Here is a 19,664-nt window from a genome sequence, read left to right as displayed (position 1 = left end):
CATCTCCTTGGTATGCGATGTTTCGGGTCATCCTTCCACGTCGCCCGGCTTCAGTGGAGTAGCTAATGGTGGGCTACCTTGGTAGCATCAATGGTATGAAGATCAGTGTGAGCCTGCCGCAGGAGGATGTCGCCTTCGTCGACGAGTACGCCACGAAGATCGACGCGGACTCCCGCTCCGCGGTGATACACGCCGCCATCGAGTTGCTGCGCGCCTCGAACGCGGAAGCCGACTACGAGGCGGCGTTCGCGGAATGGGATGCGAGCGGCGACGCCGAGTTCTGGGACACGTTCTCGGGGGACGGGCTGACCGATGAGACGCGGTGACATCTACCTGATCGACTATGAGCCGGTGCGCGGCAGCGAGGCCAACAAGGCCCGCCCCTCGGTGATCGTCTCGAACGACGGCGCCAATGCCGCGGTAGCGCGGACGGGGCGCGGCGTGATCACGGTAGCGCCGTTGACCTCGAACACCTCTCGGGTCTATCCGTTCCAGGTGCTGCTCCGGGCAGCCGAGAGCGGCTTGCCGAAGGACTCCAAGGTGCAGTGCGAGCAGGTGCGCGCGATGGCGCGGGAGCGGTTCCTGAAGCGAGTCGGCGCCGTCCCCCGCCAGCGCATGGCCGAGATCGACGCCGCCCTGCGTCGACACCTCGCCCTCTGACGGACACGAAAGGGCGACCACCGAGCACCGGTGGCCGCCCTTTTCACATGCGACGTGTCAGCTGACGCGTGACCGCGTCAGCCCTTCAGCTCGGCCGCCACCAGCTCCGCGATCTGGACCGCGTTCAGCGCCGCGCCCTTGCGCAGGTTGTCGTTGGAGACGAAGAGCGCGAGGCCGTTGTCCACCGTCTCGTCGACCCGGATCCGGCCGACGTAGGAGGCGTCCTTGCCGGCCGCCTGCAGCGGGGTGGGGATCTCGGAGATCTCGACGCCCGGGGCGTCCTTCAGCAGCTCGTAGGCGCGCTCGACGCTGATCGGACGGGAGAAACGTGCGTTGACCTGGAGCGAGTGGCCGGAGAAGACCGGCACCCGGACGCAGGTGCCGGACACCTTGAGCTCCGGGATCTCCAGGATCTTGCGGGACTCGTTGCGGAGCTTCTGCTCCTCGTCGGTCTCGAAGGAGCCGTCGTCGACGATCGAGCCCGCCATCGGCAGCACGTTGAAGGCGATCGGCCGCTTGTACACGCCCGGCTCGGGGAAGTCGACGGCCTCGCCGTCGTGGGTGAGCTTGTCGGCCTCGGCGACGACCTTGGACGCCTGGCCGTGCAGCTCCGCGACACCGGCCAGGCCGGAACCGGACACCGCCTGGTAGGTGGCGACGGTCAGCGTCAGCAGGCCTGCCTCGTCGTGCAGGGGGCGCAGCACTGGCATGGCGGCCATCGTGGTGCAGTTCGGGTTGGCGATGATGCCCTTGGGCCGGTCCGCGATCGCGTGCGGGTTGACCTCGGAGACGACGAGCGGGACCTCGGGGTCCTTGCGCCAGGCGGAGGAGTTGTCGATCACGACGGCGCCCTGGGAGGCGACCTTCTCGGCGAGCGCCTTCGACGTCGCGCCACCGGCCGAGAACAGCACGATGTCGAGCCCGGTGTAATCGGCGGTCGAGGCGTCCTCGACGGTGATCTCCCGGCCCTCCCACTCGATCGTGGAGCCCGCGGAGCGTGCGGAGGCGAACAGGCGCAGCTCGTCGGCCGGGAACTTCCGCTCGGCCAGAATCCTGCGCATGACTGTGCCGACCTGACCGGTGGCGCCGACGATTCCGACCTTCACGGGAACTCCTTCGAACGTACGAACTGGCACGGTTGCCCGATCCATGATGCGTATGTCCCCGGCTTCCTTGTCCAATCCATTGTCCGAGCTGTGGACAGCATCTGCCCGGTGGACAGCGCAGTGGGGCGGGAGCTCCACAGAGCGCCCGCCCCACTGTCGTACGGATCACACGGCGACCGAGGTCACCGCCGCGTCCGCACCGGCTACTGCGTGACCTTCTCGATCACGACGCTGCCGGTGCCCGCCGCGGTCCCGTGGCTGTTCACCAGGTGGACCTCGCCGAAGAACTGCCGGCCCTCGGGCGCCGCACCGGCGACCGAGACCTCGGCACTGATCTGGGCCGAGGCGCCGTTGGCCAGGTTCACGGCCTTCGACTCGTCGGCGGTGATCGTGCCGAGCGACGGCGTGTAGTACACGTCGCGGTAGTTGTACGTGGTCGTCCCGGCCGGGACGTCGTAGCCGTCGATCACGACGGTGTACTCACCGGCGGCGGGGTTCGTCAGGCTGACCGCCTCCTCGGACCCGGCCGTGGTGGACTTGGCCACCACGGTGTCGCCCTTGTAGAGGTACAGGTCGATGTCGGCGTTGGTGTCCGACGTGCCCCCGATGGCGACGTCGAGCTTCTCGACGCCCTCACCGATGGTGACCGTGTACTCCTGCACGTCACCCGTCTGGATCGACGGAGTGGCAACCTTGGCCGAACCCAGCGAGCCGCCCTTGAGCGTGCCCTCCAGGTCACCGGAGTTGTTGGTGACGGTCCAGTTCACCGCGGCCGGCGTGCCGACCTTCGCCTCGGCGAGGGTCTGCACGGCCGGGTCGAAGGTCGCGCCGAGCAGCGAGACATCGAGCGTGTACGGGTTGTCCAGCAGCGGCGACGTGCGCCGTGCCTCGACCTCGATCTCCCAGACGCCGGCCTGCGGGTCCTTGTAGGAGCGCACGTCCGGGCGGCAGGTGTTGGCGGGGTTCTCGTAGTTCGGGTAGCAGTAGGTCGTGGTGGTGGGGTCGACCGGCGTCCCGTAGGGGTGGATGGCGATGAACCGCGTCTGGCTGCCCGTACGCAGGCCGCTCATCGCGACCTCGAGGGTCTTCGCGCCCTCGGGGACGTTGACGAAGTACGACGTGGTGCCGTTGCGCTGCACCGAGCCCTTCGCCGAGAAGGCGTAGGAGGGCTCCGTCAGGTTCGCGGAGACGACGACCGTGGAGAGGATCTGGTGGTCGATGCCGACCGTCTTGCTGTCGTCGACCTGCAGGATCGCGCTGTGCGCGCCCGCCGAGCGGGGCTGTGCCTGGACCTTGACGGTCACCGGCGTGTTCAGCGGCAGCGAGACCGTGCCGGAGCCGGTCAGCTTGAAGGTGCCGTCGTTGTTCTTCCACGACAGCTGGTGCTTGACGGCCGTGTCCGCACCCGTGGTGCGGGTGATCGTGACGTCGTACGACTTCTTCTGGCCGACCTGGAGGCCGCCCTCACGGTCGTACAGACCGGTACCGAAGCCGGGGGTCTTCAGCGCCCAGTCGATCGAGGTGTCGACCGGGGCCTGCACCGTGTACTCGTGTGCGGGGGAGCTCTGCTTCTCGATCTGCTTCCAGGCGCCGACGATGTTGATCAGACCGGCGCCCTGGGCGTGCGCGGGCACGTCCTTGATCTGGGTGGCGGTGCTGGTCAGCGCGGTACGCAGGGCGGCCGGCTCCAGATCGATGTGCTTCTGCTTGGCGGCCGACAGCAGCAGCGCCGTCGCACCGGCGGCCTGCGGCGAGGCCATCGAGGTGCCCTGCAGCATGGAGTAACCGGCCGGCAGGTCGTAGCCCGCCTCCTTGACCGGGCCGCCGGGCAGCCAGGTCTGGGTGGTGTTGATCGCGGCACCGGGGGCCGACAGGGTCGGCGTGAAGCCGCCGTCCTCACGCGGACCGCGCGAGGAGAAGGGCATCATGTCGTACTTCTTGGTGACCTGCGAGCCGTAGTTGGCGGCCCAGGTCTCCTTGGAGATGGTCGCGCCGACGGAGATGACGTGGTCGGCCAGACCGGGGTCACCGATGGTGTTGAGGCCGGGGCCGCTGTTGCCGGCCGAGATGACCAGCTGGACGCCGTAGGTGTCGATGAGCCGCTTGTACAGCAGCGCACGGGCGTTGTTGCCGTCGTTGAGCGCCGGCAGGCCGCCGATCGACATGTTGATGACGTCGACACCGCGGTTGACCACGAGGTCGATCATGCCCTCGGTGAGCGCGATGTTGGTGCAGCCGCCGTCCCAGGTGCAGGCACGCGAGGAGACGATCTTCGCGCCGGGCGCGGCGCCGTTCATCGCGCCACCGAAGAGGCCGTTGGCGGCGGTGATGCCCGCGACGTGGGTGCCGTGCTCGGACTCGATGACACCGATGTTGACGTAGTCGGCCGTGGCGCCGGCCGCGTTGTACACGACGTCCTTGCGGGTTTCCACGACGAACGGGATGCGCTCGACGACCTCGGTCGTCGGGTCGTCCGTGCCGAAGTAGCCGACCTGGTGGCCGTCCTTGTACGGCTTCATCACGTCGTCGTTGGTGAAGTCCGCGTCGTTGTTCAGGTCGACCCGGACGGTGCCGGCGGCCTGGTCGTAGAGCACGGCCCAGACGTCGGTGGTGTCGCCGTCCCGGTTCAGGTCCCCGGCCATGTCGCCACCCTTGGTGGCGGCCTCCGAGAAGAGCTGGATCTTGTACGAGCCGGCCGGCGCCGAGTAGGTACGGCCGCCGATGGTGAAGGTCGGGCCGGAGACCGAGGCCGACATCCGCAGCCAGGTGCGGTCGCCGTCGTTGACGGGGTCGGTGGCCGTCACCCAGTCGACGATCTTGCGCTCGCCGGTGGTGGTCTTCTGGAGCGCCGGGTGGCCGAGGTCGACACCCGAGTCGAGGATGCCGATGGTCACGCCGCGGCCGTCGGCCTTCGGGTTCTGCTTGACGAAGTCGACCGCGCCCGTCTCGAAGGACGGGTTGTACGGGTTCTTCGCCGGGGTGTTCTTGCCCGGCGCCGCGTAGGTGCCCGTGGTCTTCGTCGACGCCCCGGCGGCCCGGTCGGCCGTGGGGGTCGGGTCGTCCAGCTCGATCTCCTGCTTGAGATCGATGCCGTACACGGACGACAGCTTGGAGGCCGCCTTGATGGTCGCCTCGGCGGACGCGGTGGGCACCGTGGCCCGCACGTAACCGAGCTTGTCGTAGGTGCGTCCCAGCACGGACCCCTTGACGGCGTCCAGCTGCTCGGCGACCTTCTCGGTCGCACCGGGGGCGGTGGCGACCATCATCGTGATGTTCTTCTCGCCCTTGGCCTTGGCCTCGGCGAGGACATCGGCGTCGGACTGGCCGAGCTTGTCGGTCGCGGCGCCGGTGGCACCGGACTTGACGGGAGCGGGGTCATCGGCGGCGAAGACCGGGGCGGCGCCGGTGGCGGCCAGTGCGGCCACCAGGCCTGCGGCAGCCGCCACGCGTGCTGCGCGTCTGGCCCCGGGTATGGAACGGGGGGACTCGGAGATCATCAGCATCCCTGAAGTGAAAGAGAGAGTCCGGAATTCGGTACCGGATGACCGCTCACCCTTTCGTAAATGACAGGGGTTTGTGGAGACATTCCAAGGGGCGAGATGTAGACATGGCGCAATTCCGCCAGCGCGACTGATGTGTCATCAGGGATGAAACGGTAAAAAGAGGGGCATTTGAGGGGCCGTCATCAACGGGGCAGTACCATCACATATGCCGCCGGTTCGCGATCGGCCGCCGCCATCAGGGCCGTTCGTACCACGACCACCTGCTGCTCCCGTGCGTCGCACAGCTTCTCCGGCGACAGCGGGACGACGGTCACGCCGAGCCGTTCCAGCCGCTCCCGGCCGCCGGCGTACGCGGACCACCGCGCGTCCTGCTCCACCGAGGGCCGGCCGTCGTCGAACCTGTTGCGCCACGGCGCTGTGGTGTCGAGCACCACGGCGACCCCCTCCTCGGGCCAGTAGGCGTCCACCCCGCCCAGATACGGCCCTGCGGGCAGGCGCAGGCCGACGTTCCAGAGCGGCTCGGGCAGGCCGTACGTCCGCACCATGTCGTACAGCCGGGCCTCCGCCCGTGTCCGCTCCTCGGTGAACAACGAGTCGACGGCGCCCGCCATCTGAGGGCTGCCCAGCAGCCCGGACCGGTCCAGCTCGTCCACCACGGCGGCCGGCTCGCAGTGTCCGCCGCGTACCGCCTCGATGAGCAGGCCGCGTACGGCCATGGCATCGCCGAGCCCGGCGATCGCGTCCGCGAGCGCCCGCTCCACCGGCGCCACGGGCAGGTCCCGCACCCGCTCGGGACGGGGCGGTTCGGAGGTCCGTACCAGGTGCACGTACCGGACCGAACGCATCCGGCGGACGTGCGGCACCAGCACGTCGATCCGGTCCGACGGCACGGGCGGCGGCGCGGTCGCGAGCCCGTGCAGGGCGAGCGCGGCGAGTCCGGTCAGCATGGCCTCGCCGTACTCGGGGTCCGTGTCCGGGTTCCGTTGCGCGGGTGCCTTCCGGCGGCCGGCCGCCGGTGGCCGGCCCGCGTACAGCAGTGCGGAACGCAGCAGTTCCTCGCCGGTGGGGGCTCCCGGATGCAGGACGTACACACCGGGCAGCGGCTGCTGCCACGGCCCACCGGCTCCGCACTGCGCGGCGGCCTCGGCGGCGGACACGCCATGCGCCTTCAACTGTGCTGCGGACAGCACGCGTTGACGGAGATCGCCGGTGATGCGGAGAGGGGAGGGGGAGGGTGGGATGTTCTGGGTCATGCTCCGGGGTATCCCGCACCCGGTCGCGGCACTAACCCCTGTTACACGCTCGTCGACAATTCAGGACAACGCCGCCCTAAAGTACGCGTGTTCGATGGCCGACAAGGGCCGTCCTGCCGCAAGCCCCCTTGGGCCCTTCCGGCCCGGACCGCCCGGTGCGCGAGGACCGTGCCGGGGCCCCACCGGGCCCCGGCACCTGAAGTCACGCGCGTCCTGCCGCCGCCGCGTCGCACTCCTGGGCCCGCAGCGCCCGCGCCAGATCGTCCCGGGCCTCCAGCACCAGCCTCCGCAGCGCCGGCGCCGCCTCTGCGTGGGCGGCCAGCCATGCGTCGGTGGCCTCCAGCGTCGCCGGATGGTCCTGCAGCGCCGGGAACAGGCCCCGCACCACGGCCATTCCGATCTGGATCGACCGCTCGGCCCACACCCGCTCGATCGCGGCGAAGTACTTCCCCGTGTACGGCTCCAGCAACTCCCGCTGCGAGGACTGCTCGAACCCGGTGATCGTCGCCTCCACCAAGGCGTTGGACAGCGCCTCCGACTCCACGACGCCCGCCCAGGCCTGCGCCTTCACCGCAGCCGACGGCCGCGAGGCCAGGCACCGCACCTGGTGCCGCTTCCCGGACGCCGTGTCGTCCCGGGCCAGTTCGGCGTCGATCACCGACTCGTCGGCCACCCCGTGCGCGGCCAGCGGCGACAGCAGCGTCCACCGCAGCTCCTGGTCGACATCCAGGCCGTCGATCCGGGCCGAACCGTCGAGCAGACCGGACAGCAGCTGGAAGTCCGCCTCCGAGTCGGCCACCGACGCGAAGAACCGCGCCCACGCCAACTGGTGCTCGCTGCCCGGATCGGCCACCCGCAGCTCCCGCAGCGCACCCTCGGCCAGTGCGCGGCCACCCTCCTCGCGCCACTGCGGCGCCGCGTAGTGCACCAGCGCGGTCCGGGTCCAGGTGTGCAGCATCTGCAGCACCCCGATGTCGGACTCCCTGCCGGAGAAGGCCAGCACCAGCGAGACGAAGTCACGGGCCGGCATGAGGCCGTCCCGGGTCAGGTTCCACAGCGCGGACCAGCACAGGGCCCGGGCCAGCGGATCGGTCATGTCGCCGAGGTGCTCCCGCAGCGTGGCCAGGGACGCCTCGTCGAAGCGGACCTTGCAGTACGTGAGGTCGTCGTCGTTGACCAGGACCAGCTCGGGACGCTCGGCCCCGGCCAGCTCCCCGACCACCGTGCGCGGCCCCGCCACATCCACCTCGGCGCGCGCGTACCGCACCAGGTTGCCGTCGACGGCCCGCCGGTACAGACCGACCGCGACCCGGTGCGGCCGCAGCTCCGGGTGGGACTCGGCCGCCTCCTGGAGCACCGCCAGTTCCGTGATCCGGCCCGCCGCGTCGTAGGTGACCTCCGGAGTCAGCGAGTTGACGCCCGCGGTCTGCAGCCACGACCGGGACCATGCGGTCATGTCGCGCCCCGACGTCTCGGCCAGCACCGACAGCAGGTCACCCAGCTGGGTGTTGCCCCAGGCGTGCTTCTTGAAGTAGCGCCGGGCACCCTCCAGGAACGCGTCCCGCCCCACGTAGGCGACCAGCTGCTTCAGCACCGAGGCGCCCTTGGCGTACGTGATGCCGTCGAAGTTGAGCTTGGCGTCCTCCAGGTCACGGATGTCCGCCGTGATCGGGTGGGTGGACGGCAGCTGGTCGGCACGGTACGCCCAGGCCTTGCGGTTGTTGGCGAAGGTGATCCAGCCGTCCTCGAAGCGGGTCGACTCCACCATGGCGAAGACGCCCATGAAGTCGGCGAAGGACTCCTTCAGCCACAGGTCGTCCCACCACTGCATGGTGACGAGGTCGCCGAACCACATGTGCGCCATCTCGTGCAGGATGACGTTGGCCCGGCTCTCGTACGAGGCCTGCGTCACCTTGCCGCGGAAGATGTACTCCTCGCGGAACGTGACGCAGCCCGGGTTCTCCATCGCACCGAGGTTGTACTCGGGTACGAACGCCTGGTCGTACTTCCCGAACGGGTACGGGTAGTCGAAGTTGTCGTGGAAGAAGTCCAGCCCCTGCTTGGTGACGAGGAAGATGTCGTCCGCGTCGAAGTAGCGGGCGAGCCCCTTGCGGCACAGCGCGCCGAGCGGGATCTCCAGCGTCGTGCCGTCGTCGAACGTACGGCTGTAGGAATCCGTCACATAGTGGTACGGACCGGCCACGATCGCGGTGATGTACGTCGAGATCGGCTTCGTCTCGGCGAACCGCCACACCTCGCCGTCCTGCGTCTCCGCGACCCCGTTGCTCCAGACCGTCCAGCCCTGCGGCGCCGTCACCTCGAAGCGGTAGGTGCCCTTCAGGTCGGGCTGCTCGAAGTTGGCGAAGACCCGCCGGGAGTCGGCCGGCTCGTACTGCGTGTAGAGGTAGACCTCGCCGTCCTCCGGGTCGACGAACCGGTGCATCCCCTCACCGGTCCGGCTGTACGCGCACTGCGCGTCGACCACCAGGACGTTGTCGCCCTCCGGCAGGTCCTCCAGCGCCACCCGGGTCCCGTCGAAGACGACGGCGGGGTCGAGCGGCTGCCCGTTGAGCGTCACCGCGTTCACGCTGGGCGCCACCAGGTCCGCGAAGGTCGACGCGCCCCCGCGCGCGGTGCGGAACCGGATCGTCGTCACCGAGCGGAAGGTACGCGGGCCCGAGGAGGCGTCGTCGCCGTTCTCGTCGGGCCCGCCGACGGCGGAACGCAGATCGAGGGCGACCGCGTAGCTGTCGACGCTCAGCAGTTCGGCCCGTACGCGGGCCTCGTCGCGGGACAGGTTCTCACCGGGCACGGGCACACTCCTTTGTGTCATGTTCTCAGGGTTTGATCCTCCCACGCCGCCCTTCGGCCCGGCGTAGGGGAATGGCTGGTGAACCCGAGGCGTTCTCGGCCACAGGAGCGAAACGCCCTGATGAGGAGAGGCATGTCTGACAACAGCACGGCGACCGGCAAGACCCCTGCCGATTTCTGGTTCGACCCGCTCTGTCCCTGGGCGTGGATGACCTCCCGCTGGATGCTGGAGGTGGAGAAGGTCCGCGACGTCGAGGTGCGCTGGCATGTGATGAGCCTGGCCGTCCTCAACGAGGACCGGCTCGACGAGCTGCCCGAGGAGTACCGCGACATGATGGCGAACCAGGCCTGGGGCCCGGTACGCGTCGTCGTCGCCGCCCAGCAGAAGCACGGCGACGACATCGTCGGCCCGCTGTACACCGCGCTCGGCACCCGCTTCCACAACCAGGGCGAGGGCCCCACCCGCGAGGCGATCCTGGGCGCGCTCCAGGACGTGGGCCTGCCGGCCGAGCTGGCGGACTTCGCGGACTCCGAGACGTACGACGCCGAGCTGCGCGCCTCCCACAAGGAGGGCATCGACAAGGTCGGCCAGGACGTCGGCACCCCGGTCATTGCGGTCCCGGGCCCGGACGGCGAGGAGATCGGCTTCTTCGGCCCGGTCGTCACCCCCGCCCCGAAGGGCGAGGAGGCGGCGAAGCTGTGGGACGGCACGCTGCTGGTGGCGTCGGTCCCCGGCTTCTACGAGATCAAGCGGACCCGTACCCAGGGGCCGATCTTCGACTGACGCTTTCCGCGCGGTGCGGTGCGGGGCCTGTTGTCGTCGGGGCCCGCACCGAGCCGTCTCGCGCGTATCGTGAGGCGTGGTCCGGATCGGCGTGACCCCGCCGGGATCGAGATATGCGAGCTTCGTTCTCCCAGCTGCCGATCGAGGAGACTGTGATGACCCGCGACGACGCTCTCGAACAGCTCGGCCACATCGCGCGCGAGAGGGCGTTCGGTAGGCACGTCGGGTCCGACCGGCTCATCAAGACAGGGCTGGAGGCGCTGATTGCCGGGGTTGAGAGTCCCTCCCTCGCCATGCTGGCCGGCCTCCTCCGGAGCGAGGAGCCTGAAGCTCCGGAACTCTTCGACCGGGTGTTGGAGGAGTTGGGGCTGCTCTTCGTCGCGCCCGCTGATCCTCGGGCCGCGAAGTGGGCGCTGGCCTACTGGATCGCCGGACAGATCGCCGACGGATCCCTGGATCCAGCCACTGGCACCCAGCTCATCTGGGTTGACATCTCCGATGGCCTCGGGCGCCCCGAAGAGCTGGAGTCGCTCGTCCATTGCGCGGACAACTTGGAGTGCTGGGAGGAGAGTTGGGGAGTCTCTTACGAGGATCTATGCGGGGAAGCGGTTGAGGCAGCGAAGCAGTTCTTGAGCACGCGATCGGCCGCAGAGGTGGGGGACTGACCGCCGGTTCATCTACATCACCGGGATCGGTCACTCGGAGGGACACCCGGTTCGCTGATTCCCGCGCCCCGGAATCGGCGCTGACGCCTGCACAGTCGAAGTGGGGCGTGTTCCGGGTCGGCGTGATCCGGCGGAATCGATTCCCGGACGTGGGCCGCCGTTGCCGGCGCCAGATGATCGGTCGCGCCGGCTGACCCTGTTGCGGAGAGAAGTCGTGCTGTCGCAACTCATGCGAAGGGTCAACGAGAGGGCAGGTGGGCCGGACGGTCCACGGCGTACACCGTGACTGGGTTGCCCTGCAGGTGGTCCTCTCGACGCGGCGCGAACCCCAGGCGCTCGGCCACCCTCACCGACGCCTCGTTGCCCGGACGGATGAGAGCTGTGAAGTAGCGGGCGTCAAGCGTGGCAAAACCCCATTCCAGGCATGCCCGGGCGGCCTCGGTCGCATACCCGCGTCCCCAGTGATCGGTTCGAAGGGTCCAACCCAGTTCCACCTCGTCGAACTGCTCCCAGTACTGCAGGCCGCTCCGGCCGACGAACTCGCCGCTCGACTTGAGCTCGATCGCGCACAGGCCATGGCCTCGCTCGGCCCACTGCCGTTCGATCGCAGTGAGTCGTTCCCGTGCTTGGTGACGCGAGAATGACCCGACGAAGCGGTTGACCTGAGGGTCGGTATGGAGCTCGACGAAGGCGTCGACGTCGGACACACGCAGAGGTCGCATGAACAGCCGCTGGCTCTCGATCATATGGCCGAGCATAGATCTCGCCTCCCCCTGCACCGAGGCCCCGCTGCCATGCCACTCCCGACGGCATCTCACCCGAGGGCTGCCGGAGCTTGACTGTCAGTGCCGGGTGGAAGACTGCCCGATGTGATCGAACCGAATCCGAAAGCGGACCTTCTCCGATACCTGCAAGATGCGCGTGATGCCTTGTTGTGGAAGCTCGATGGGCTCTCGGAATACGACATCCGCCGCCCGTTGACCCCCACAGGCACGAACCTGTTGGGGCTGGTCAAACATGTCACCGGTGTGGAGCTGGGGTACTTCGGCGACACATTCGGGCGGCCGTTCTTCCGTGACGCACCGCCGTCCTGGTGGTACACGGAGGACGCAGAACCCAACGCGGACATGTGGGCCACTGCCGACGAGTCGCGCGAAGAGATCGTCGGGCTGTATCGCCAGGCGTGGGAGCACTCCAACAGCACGATTGCGACGCTGACGCTTGACGCGATCGGCTCAGTCCCGTGGTGGCCGGAGGAACGCCGAGAGACGACGCTGCACCACATCCTGGTGCGGGTGATCTCCGATACCCAGCGTCACGCCGGCCACGCCGACATCGTGCGAGAACTCATCGACGGGAGCGTCGGGTGTGTGAAGAGCAGCGACAACATGCCGCCAGGCGACCAGGCATGGTGGGAGAGCCACCGGAGCCGACTGGAACGCGTGGCGCGCGAAGTCGGCAACGGCTGATTCCGCCCTGATGCCGCCGACCCCACCGGCCGCGGGGCCGGCCTCTCACTCGCGGGCCGGGCCGCGTTCATCGCTGGGGTGAAAGCCGGGGCCCTGTCCGGCTGAGCCACTCCCTGACCTCGACCACGTCCCCGACGCTCACCACGCCCTCGCGGACGACCGCGTTCTTCGAGCCGAAGCTCACCTTGTTGCCGTAGTCCGGCTCGCGCCGGTACGTCGCCAGAGTCCGGACCGGTTCCGGGCCGACGCGGCGGCCGGTGCGCTGGTCGACGAGCGGGACGCTGCACCGCGTCGCTCGTACCGCGTGGGCGAGTTCGGCGGTACCGACGGACATACTGCGGATCCGGTCCTCGAAGTGCGGTTCGTCGTCGCCGGTCAGGACGATGTTGGGGCGGAATCGGTTCATCGGGACGGGTGTCGCGTCGCCCCGCGCGGCGATGCGGGCATTGAGGTCGTCCAGCGAGGCCGTCGAGGCGACCAGCACCGCGTGGGCGTCCCCGAAGTTGACCTTGCCCGGGGTGTCGCCCCAGCCGTCCCGGTCGAAACCGGGGACCACACGTACCAGACGAGACTGCGCACCGAGCGTGGCGGAGAACCATTCCGCCGCCTCATCTCCCTGGTCCGCTGCCGCACCCAGAGGACGGTCGAACATGCTGACTTCGCGGCGCGGGCCGTCCGGGTCGACGTCCAGGCGCAGCGGCCCGACACCCTCGGCGGACAGGGCCAACGCCGCCCCGTCATCGAGGACTTCGACGCTGATCGCGGCCATCGCCGGATGTGTGCGCTGGCTGCGGAACGCACCGTCCACCGCGTCCACCACCATGAATGTCCGGTCGTGCTTGAGGCCGGTCACGCCGACCCGTGCCGTATCGACCGTGATCCCGGAGCAGCCCTTGACCGGGTAGGAGACGAGTTCCTGAACGGTGATCGTCACGAGGTACCTTCCGGGGCAGGCGCTCGGAGCGCGGTGGGGGCTGCGGGTGTGGGGATCATGGGGCCATCCATTCTCGCACCCACCCTGCATCGCCGGGTCAGCTGTCCGGCCTTGCCGCGGTGCGGGCGCATCGGCTCAGGACGTGGTCCGGGACGACGCGTTCGTATCGATCAGCAGATGGGTGCGGGCGGTCGTGAACAACTTCCGCTGGGTGGTGAGCTTCTCGGGGGTGGCGGCGGTGTCGACGAGCAGTTGGTAGACGCGGCCCGCCTCTCCCGCGACGAAGACTTCGACGCGCTTGCGGGGTTCGCTCTGGTGCACCCAGTGGTAGTCGATCTCCAGCCAGAGGGCGTCCCGGCCGTTCTGCCGGGTGGTGTGGGTGACGGCCTTGAGACCGGCCATCGACGACTGGCCGGTGTCGCGGTACCAGGCGAGCTGCCCGGCGGAGGCCGCCTGGGCGGTCGATCCGTACGAGGTGTCCCGCTTGACGCTCATGTCGAAGGCGCCGTCCGGGGACTTCCAGGTGTTCTGGATGTCGTTGTCCTCCTTCTGGATCCAGCCGTTCGGCAGGGCGAAAGCGACCGTGAGATCGGGGTCGCCGACCCGGTGCCAGCCCTTGGGCAGGGGCGAGGGGGAGAGGGAGGGGCTGGAGGACGCCGAGGGCGCGGGGACCGGCTCGACGCTCGCCGTCGCGGACGCGGACGCGGAGGAGGTGGCCCGGGCGGCGTCACCCGCGACGGTCCGGTTGGTCGGGGAGCCGCCGACGAGCGGGACCCCGAACACGGCAAGCAGCAGACCGATGACAGCGGTGATCGCCGAGATCAGCGCCGCTATCTCCCCGATCCGTCGATTCGGCGGTGTGCCGTCACCTGGACTGCTCAACTCTGCCTCTCCCCCTGCGACCGGGCACCGGGTGCCGCCCTTCGGAGCCATTCAACTGGAGGGGTGGCAGCGTCGGCAGGACAACGGGCGGGGAGGTGCCGGAACGTGATCGTCCGGTCTGTCGCGCGGGCGGCATCGTCGAGGACGGCACGGACGGGCGGAGCGAGGTGCTCGGTGGGCCGGTCCCGCCGGGCGACGGTGAGGCTCACGGTGCGCGGCTCACGAGGACACCCGACGAGGTGGCGGGGAGCCGGCCAGGGCGGGGCCGCCGCCGACCCCGTTCAGCCGGGCGTAGGTTCCGTCACGCAGGAGCAGCTCCTCGTGCGTGCCGCTCTCGACGACCCGGCCGCGGTCCAGCACCACGGTGGACGTGGCGTCGTGGACGGTGAGCAGATGGTGGGAGATGACGACGGTGGTCCGCCCGGCCATGAGCCGGCGCAGCGGTTCCATGATCCGGCGGGCCGACCGGGCATCGAGCCCGGTGGTCGGTTCGTCCAGGATCAGGACGGGGGCGTCCCTGATCATCGCGCGGGCGATCGCGAGCCGCTGGGCCTGCCCGCCGGACAGGGTGCGACCACGCTGGCCGACCACGGTGTCGTAACCCTCGGGGAGCAGCCGGATGAAGTCGTCGGCGTCGGCGGCGCGGGCCGCCGCGACGATGTCCGCCTCCGCCGCGTCCGGGCGGCCGTAGGCGATGTTCTCCCGTACGGTGCCGTGGAGGACGAGTGTCTCCTGCAGCACCACCGCGATGTTCTCGCGCAGCTCGGACAGCCGCAGCTCCCTCAGATCGGTGCCGTCGAGCAGGATCGCCCCCTGATCCGGGTCGTAGAAGCGAAGTTGCAGCTTCCCGACCGTGGACTTCCCCGCGCCGCTCGCGCCGACCAGCGCCAGCGTCGTGCCGGGCATCACGTGGAACGACACATCCGCGAGGGCCCACCGGGGTGCACCCGGGTAACGGAACGACACCCCCCGGAACTCGATGTCGCCGCGAGCGCGCCCGATCCGCCGGGGTGCGGCGGCTTCGACGACCTGGGGGTGCTGGTCGAGCAACTCGATGATCCGCTCGGCAGAGGCGGCCGCCCCGTAGAACGTGTTGATGAGATGGGACAGTTCGCGAACCGGGCCGTAGAGACTGCTCAGCAGCGCGAGGAAGACCAGCAGCCCGCCCAGCGTGAGCTGCCCCTGCGCCAGCTTCCACGTACCCAGGCCCATGACGGCGAGCGCACCGATCAGTTCGAAGACCTCCACGATCGGGCTGTACACGGCGTGGATCCGCGCCGAGGTCATCGCCGCGCGGAACCTGCCCGTGCTCTCGCGCTCGAACCGGTGTGCCTCCGTCTCCTGCCGGTTGTACGCCTGCACCAGCGCGATGTTGCCGAGCGACTCCTCGGTGATCGCGCTGATCGAGCCGCTGCGCCGGCGCTGTTCCCGTGACGCGGCCCTGATCAGCCGGGAGAAGTGCCGGGCCGCGCACCAGAAGAGCGGCACGATGACGAGGGCGAGCAGAGTCAGGTCCCAGCGCAGGTAGAACAGCAGGCCGAGAAAGAGGCCCAGCCGGATCAGGTGATAGAGGCCGTCCGCCACCCCGGAGAGGAGGAACGTCTCCACCGCGTCGACGTCGCCGGTGATGCGCGACAGGACGTCCCCCAGCCGCCGTCGTTCGAAGAACCCGAGCGAGAGGCCCTGGACATGCTGGAACACATCCGACCGGAGAATCAGCAGGAAGTGCTCGCCGACCCAGGTGGACATCACGTCGTCGGCGAAGCCCACCATGCCGGAGCAGAGGAAGAGCCCGGTGTAGGCCAGGGCGATCCAGAGGAAGGGGCGCAGATCGCGTGGCACGAGGACGTCGTCCACCACGATCTTGAAGAGCCAGATCTCGGCCGCTTCGACAACGGGACCGATCAGGCTGAAGGCGATTATCGGAACGAGCCAGCGACGCCCACCGCGGGTGTAGGGCCAGAAGCGCCGGAACACCTCACGCGGGGCGACCGGTGGCGCGGCGGCGACGACCGCATCGGAATCATCCGCCACCGACAGCAGTCGGCGCAGCAGCGCATGAACCGAGACACGCCTCATGGGACGCGTTCCTCAGGAATCAGCGGCTGAGCGGACCAGGAACCCTGGCCCGCTCAGCCGTCCAGTGCGATCACTAGTAGCGGCCGTGGCGGTCACCGCCATGACCGTGGTCACCGCCGTGTCCGTGGTCACCGCCGTGCCCGTGGTCGCGACCATGGTCCCTTCCGTGGTGGTCCGAGTGCCGCGACATCCGGTCGTTCCTGTCGCGACGGTAATCGGTGGGGATGAGATGACTGAAGATCGTCATGAGCTTCCCTCCTGAAGAGGCTTCCAGACGGAATACGCTCCGGAACGCTCAGCGGATTGCCTTTTCGGGAAATTGCCCCGCCTGGATCTGCCCGCCGTCCTGCCCGAATCCGCCCGCCGTCCTCGCCGTGCACGGATGCCGGGGCCCGCGCCCGTCCTTCCGCCGCTCCGGGGCTGCCCGGCGCGGGCAATCCCCGCGTGCCCGTGCTACGTAAGGAGTGTGCGCAGGATTGGCATCCCCCTGGAGCGGGTGCCCGACGAAGCGCTGCTGGCCGGACTCATGACCGGCGATCCCGAGATCGCCGTGGCCTTCGTCCGGCGGTTCCAGCGTCGCGTCTTCGGCGTGGCCATCGCCGTGGTGGGCGACGTCCAGCTCGCCGAGGACATCGCTCAGCAGACCTTCGAGCGCGCCTGCCGGCACGCTCAGGTCTACGACCCGCGCCGCGGGTCGGTGCCCACCTGGCTGGCGTCGATCGCGCACAACCTCGCGATCGACGCCGTACGCACCCGCAAGGCCACTCCGGTCGACCCCGCGGACCTGGAGAGCATGATGGAGACGATCACCGACACACCGGAGCGGCACGCACTCTCCACCGAGACCGCGACGGAACTGCGCCGCGCCGTCGCCGAGCTGCCGCGGGAGCAGGCACGCGCTCTGGTGATGGCCGGCATCTACGGGATGACGGCCCGACAGGTCGCCGACTTCGAGGGCATACCGCTCGGTACCGCCAAGACCCGGATACGGGCAGCCATGGGCAAGGTCCGGGAATCCCTCGCGACCAGGCAGGTGGACCATGACTGACCACGACGGGTTCACCTGCGAGCACCTCCGGGAGACCGGTGCGGAACTGGCCCTCGGCGTGCTGCCGGCCAAGGAGCGGGCCGAGGCGATGGACCACCTGGAGCACTGCCCCGCCTGCCGCGAGCACCTCCACGAGCTGACAGCGACCTCGGACGCGCTGCTGGACCTCGTCCCGGGCAGCGAACCGCCGGCCGGCTTCGAGGACCGGGTGATCGACCGGCTCGGGATCTCCTCCGCGCGCAGCCCGCAGAGCCTGCGCAGGCGGGTGCTGTGGCGGCGTTTCACCCTCGCCGCGGCGGCAGCGGCGGCGGGGCTGGCCCTCGGCGGAGGCGGTTGGGTACTCGGCGCGTCCCTCGGCCGCCCGGCCCCGGTCGCGCCCATCGTCGCACCGGCGCAGCCGCAACTGCGCACCGCCGAACTCACCCACGCGGGCCACTCGTTCGGGCAGGTCTACCTCTACACCGGGCCCTCGCCCTGGCTGTACATGTCCGTGGACGCCGATGGGCACTCCGGCACCGTTCGCTGCCAGTTGCAGCGGGCCGACGGCTCCACCGTCACGGTCGGTTCCTTCGCCCTCAACCCCAAGGGCTACGGCTCCTGGGGCGCGCCCTTTGCCGCCGGCGCGTCGCCGGTCACCGGTCTGCGCCTGTTCAACCCGGACGGAACCGTGCTCGCGAGCGCCTCCTTCCAGCAGCTCTAGCGCTGACCGGGTCCTCGGACACCGGCAACGAGCGGTCACAGACGGGACCGCGCGCTCGACGTACCGGGCGCGCCACCCTTGAGACGGCCTTCAGGCGCCCTTCAGGCCCGGACGCGAGCGGACCGCCGCTGCCGTACGACGCCGATGGTCGCCAGGACGACGGTCAGGATGCCGGAAGCCATCAACTGGTTGCGGGTGTCGGCTTCCCGGAGCATCAGGAGGAAGATGCCGGCCATCGCCAGCAGCGCCACCACGGTCAGCACCGGGAAGAGCCACATCCGCACGACGAGCTTCTCCGGGGCCCCGCGCTCCAGTCGCTTGCGCAGGATCAGCTGGGACACGGCGATGAAGATCCAGACGACCAGGATCACCGCGCCGACCATGTTGAGCAGCCACGGGAAGACGTCGTCGGGGCGCCAGTAGCTGAGCAGCACGCACAGGAAACCGAACACGGACGAGAACAGGACGGCGGTGCGCGGGACACCGGAGGAGACCCGGCCGAGCCGTGCCGGCCCCTGGCCGCGGGCCACCAGCGAACAGGCCATCCGGGAGGCGCCGTAGATGTTGGCGTTCATCGCGGAGAGCAGGGCGACCAGGATGACCACGTTCATGATCTCCGCGGCGCCGTTGATGCCGAGACGGTTCAGGGCCGCGTAGAACGGGCCGACCTCGACGACCTTCGGGTCGTTCCACGGGACCAGCGTGACGACGACGGCCATCGAGCCGACGTAGAAGAGCGCGATCCGCCACATCGCCGTCCGTACGGCCTTGGCGACACCCTGGACCGGGTTCTCGGACTCGGCCGCGGCGATGGTGACGGTCTCCAGACCGCCGTACGCGAAGACGGAGGCGAGCAGTCCGATCACCAGGCCCTCGGAGCCGTTCGGCAGGAAGCCGCCCTCGCCGGTGAGGTGGGTGGTGCCGGGGGCGTCCGTGCCGGGCAGGACGCCGAGGACCGCCAGCACCCCCAGGACCAGGAAGAGCGTGATCGCCACGACCTTGAGCGTGGCGAACCAGAACTCGAACTCGCCGAACTTCGTCACCGAGGCCAGGTTCGTGCCCAGGAACACCACCATGAACAGCGCGACCCAGGCCCACTCCGGCGTACCGGGCAGCCAGCCGGTGACGATCTTCGCGGCGCCGATGCCCTCCAGGCCGACGGCGACACAGAGCAGCACCCAGAACGCCCAGCCCGCGGTGAATCCCGCCCAGGGCCCGATGGCCCGCTCCGCGTGGACGGAGAAGGAACCGGAGGCCGGGTTCGCGGCCGACATCTCGCCGAGCATCCGCATCACCAGCATGACCAGCAGCCCGGACACGGCGTACGCGATGACGACCGACGGGCCCGCGGCGGCGATTCCCGCACCCGAGCCGACGAAGAGCCCGGCGCCGATGACCCCGCCGAGGGCGATCATCGAGAGATGGCGCTGCTTGAGTCCGTGGGTGAGCGCCACGTCGCTTCCGGTGCCGGGAGCGACGGCCGGGGAGTCGGTGGGGGGAGACGCGAGGTTCCGAGACATGGACAAGCTCTGTTCGGTAAGTGAGACGGGGTTCTACCCGGACAGTCTGGCCACGCACCCCGTCCGCAGGGAACCCATGTCCGCCATACGGGCACAAGCCGCGCACAAGGTGTGCAGAGGGGGCGGACCGGTCGGCCGGGGCGGCGCGGACGGCCCTCGGGAGGTTCTCGCCTTCTCCTGGGCGGAATTGGCGAGAACCTACAGATGCTCCGGACGGCCTCTGCCGGAAGAACAGCGGGTCGGCCCGTCT

At 69.5% G+C, this 19,664-nt stretch carries 17 protein-coding genes; 7 read left to right on the top strand and 10 right to left on the bottom strand.

Going from position 1 to position 19,664, the window contains the following annotated elements:
• Positions 1-95 precede the first annotated feature (95 nt).
• Positions 96-326 carry a ribbon-helix-helix domain-containing protein gene (locus tag AB0L71_RS19795; protein ID WP_365244280.1) on the top strand — a complete coding sequence of 77 codons (231 nt, stop codon included), beginning with the start codon at positions 96-98 and terminating at the stop codon, positions 324-326.
• On the top strand, positions 313-660 hold the full coding sequence (locus AB0L71_RS19790; RefSeq protein WP_365244277.1) for a type II toxin-antitoxin system PemK/MazF family toxin: 348 nt from the start codon (positions 313-315) through the stop codon (positions 658-660). The genes AB0L71_RS19795 and AB0L71_RS19790 overlap by 14 nt, the downstream gene beginning before the upstream one ends.
• Before the next feature lie 77 nt (positions 661-737).
• Here the strand turns inward: AB0L71_RS19790 and AB0L71_RS19785 are convergent, their stop codons facing one another.
• From AB0L71_RS19785 to pepN, 4 genes are all read right to left on the bottom strand, one after another.
• On the bottom strand, positions 738-1,766 hold the full coding sequence (locus AB0L71_RS19785) for an aspartate-semialdehyde dehydrogenase (protein ID WP_365244274.1): 1,029 nt from the start codon (positions 1,764-1,766) through the stop codon (positions 738-740).
• 203 nt (positions 1,767-1,969) lie between these two features.
• Entirely contained in the window at positions 1,970-5,269 is a 3,300-nt protein-coding gene (locus AB0L71_RS19780) for a S8 family serine peptidase (RefSeq protein ID WP_365244271.1), read from the bottom strand.
• 182 nt (positions 5,270-5,451) lie between these two features.
• Positions 5,452-6,522 (bottom strand): hypothetical protein, encoded by a 1,071-nt coding sequence (locus tag AB0L71_RS19775; protein WP_365244267.1) that lies wholly within the window; start codon positions 6,520-6,522, stop codon positions 5,452-5,454.
• A gap of 202 nt (positions 6,523-6,724) precedes the next feature.
• Positions 6,725-9,334: an aminopeptidase N gene (gene pepN, locus AB0L71_RS19770; protein ID WP_365244264.1), complete on the bottom strand. Its 2,610-nt coding sequence runs from the start codon at positions 9,332-9,334 to the stop codon at positions 6,725-6,727.
• A gap of 132 nt (positions 9,335-9,466) precedes the next feature.
• On the opposite strand from pepN, the gene AB0L71_RS19765 reads away from it, so the two are divergent.
• Together AB0L71_RS19765 and AB0L71_RS19760 are read left to right on the top strand one after the other, a co-directional pair.
• Positions 9,467-10,117, top strand: a complete 651-nt coding sequence (locus AB0L71_RS19765) for a DsbA family protein (RefSeq protein WP_365244261.1) — start codon at positions 9,467-9,469, stop codon at positions 10,115-10,117.
• Between the two features lie 155 nt (positions 10,118-10,272).
• Positions 10,273-10,782 carry a hypothetical protein gene (locus AB0L71_RS19760; protein WP_365244258.1) on the top strand — a complete coding sequence of 170 codons (510 nt, stop codon included), beginning with the start codon at positions 10,273-10,275 and terminating at the stop codon, positions 10,780-10,782.
• Positions 10,783-11,021: 239 nt separating this feature from the next.
• On the opposite strand, the gene AB0L71_RS19755 is transcribed toward AB0L71_RS19760, so the two are convergent.
• Complete coding sequence (locus AB0L71_RS19755) at positions 11,022-11,528, bottom strand: GNAT family N-acetyltransferase (protein WP_365244256.1); 507 nt, start codon at positions 11,526-11,528, stop codon at positions 11,022-11,024.
• Between the two features lie 123 nt (positions 11,529-11,651).
• Here AB0L71_RS19755 and AB0L71_RS19750 point away from each other — a divergent pair, with 123 nt between their 5' ends.
• Positions 11,652-12,251, top strand: a complete 600-nt coding sequence (locus AB0L71_RS19750; RefSeq protein WP_365244253.1) for a DinB family protein — start codon at positions 11,652-11,654, stop codon at positions 12,249-12,251.
• A gap of 67 nt (positions 12,252-12,318) precedes the next feature.
• Here the strand turns inward: AB0L71_RS19750 and AB0L71_RS19745 are convergent, their stop codons facing one another.
• From AB0L71_RS19745 to AB0L71_RS19730, 4 genes are all read right to left on the bottom strand, one after another.
• Positions 12,319-13,185 (bottom strand): MOSC N-terminal beta barrel domain-containing protein, encoded by an 867-nt coding sequence (locus tag AB0L71_RS19745; protein ID WP_365244250.1) that lies wholly within the window; start codon positions 13,183-13,185, stop codon positions 12,319-12,321.
• Between the two features lie 135 nt (positions 13,186-13,320).
• Positions 13,321-14,067, bottom strand: coding sequence for a hypothetical protein (locus AB0L71_RS19740; protein ID WP_365244247.1), 747 nt, complete (start codon positions 14,065-14,067; stop codon positions 13,321-13,323).
• 219 nt (positions 14,068-14,286) lie between these two features.
• Entirely contained in the window at positions 14,287-16,146 is a 1,860-nt protein-coding gene (locus AB0L71_RS19735) for an ABC transporter ATP-binding protein (protein ID WP_365244244.1), read from the bottom strand.
• Positions 16,147-16,219: 73 nt separating this feature from the next.
• Complete coding sequence (locus tag AB0L71_RS19730) at positions 16,220-16,393, bottom strand: hypothetical protein (protein ID WP_365244241.1); 174 nt, start codon at positions 16,391-16,393, stop codon at positions 16,220-16,222.
• Between the two features lie 219 nt (positions 16,394-16,612).
• On the opposite strand from AB0L71_RS19730, the gene AB0L71_RS19725 reads away from it, so the two are divergent.
• Positions 16,613-17,194, top strand: coding sequence for a sigma-70 family RNA polymerase sigma factor (locus AB0L71_RS19725; protein WP_365244239.1), 582 nt, complete (start codon positions 16,613-16,615; stop codon positions 17,192-17,194).
• Entirely contained in the window at positions 17,187-17,894 is a 708-nt protein-coding gene (locus tag AB0L71_RS19720; RefSeq protein ID WP_365244236.1) for a hypothetical protein, read from the top strand. Before AB0L71_RS19725 ends, AB0L71_RS19720 begins: the two co-directional genes overlap by 8 nt.
• Positions 17,895-17,995: 101 nt before the next feature.
• Here the strand turns inward: AB0L71_RS19720 and AB0L71_RS19715 are convergent, their stop codons facing one another.
• Positions 17,996-19,414 (bottom strand): amino acid permease, encoded by a 1,419-nt coding sequence (locus AB0L71_RS19715; protein WP_365244233.1) that lies wholly within the window; start codon positions 19,412-19,414, stop codon positions 17,996-17,998.
• Between the last annotated feature and the right edge of the window lie 250 nt (positions 19,415-19,664).

The organism is Streptomyces sp. NPDC052052 (genome assembly GCF_040680455.1).
Taxonomy (GTDB): Bacteria; Actinomycetota; Actinomycetes; order Streptomycetales; family Streptomycetaceae; genus Streptomyces.
Note: the sequence above shows the minus strand (reverse complement) of the source record. Positions and strands in the feature narration are given on the sequence as shown.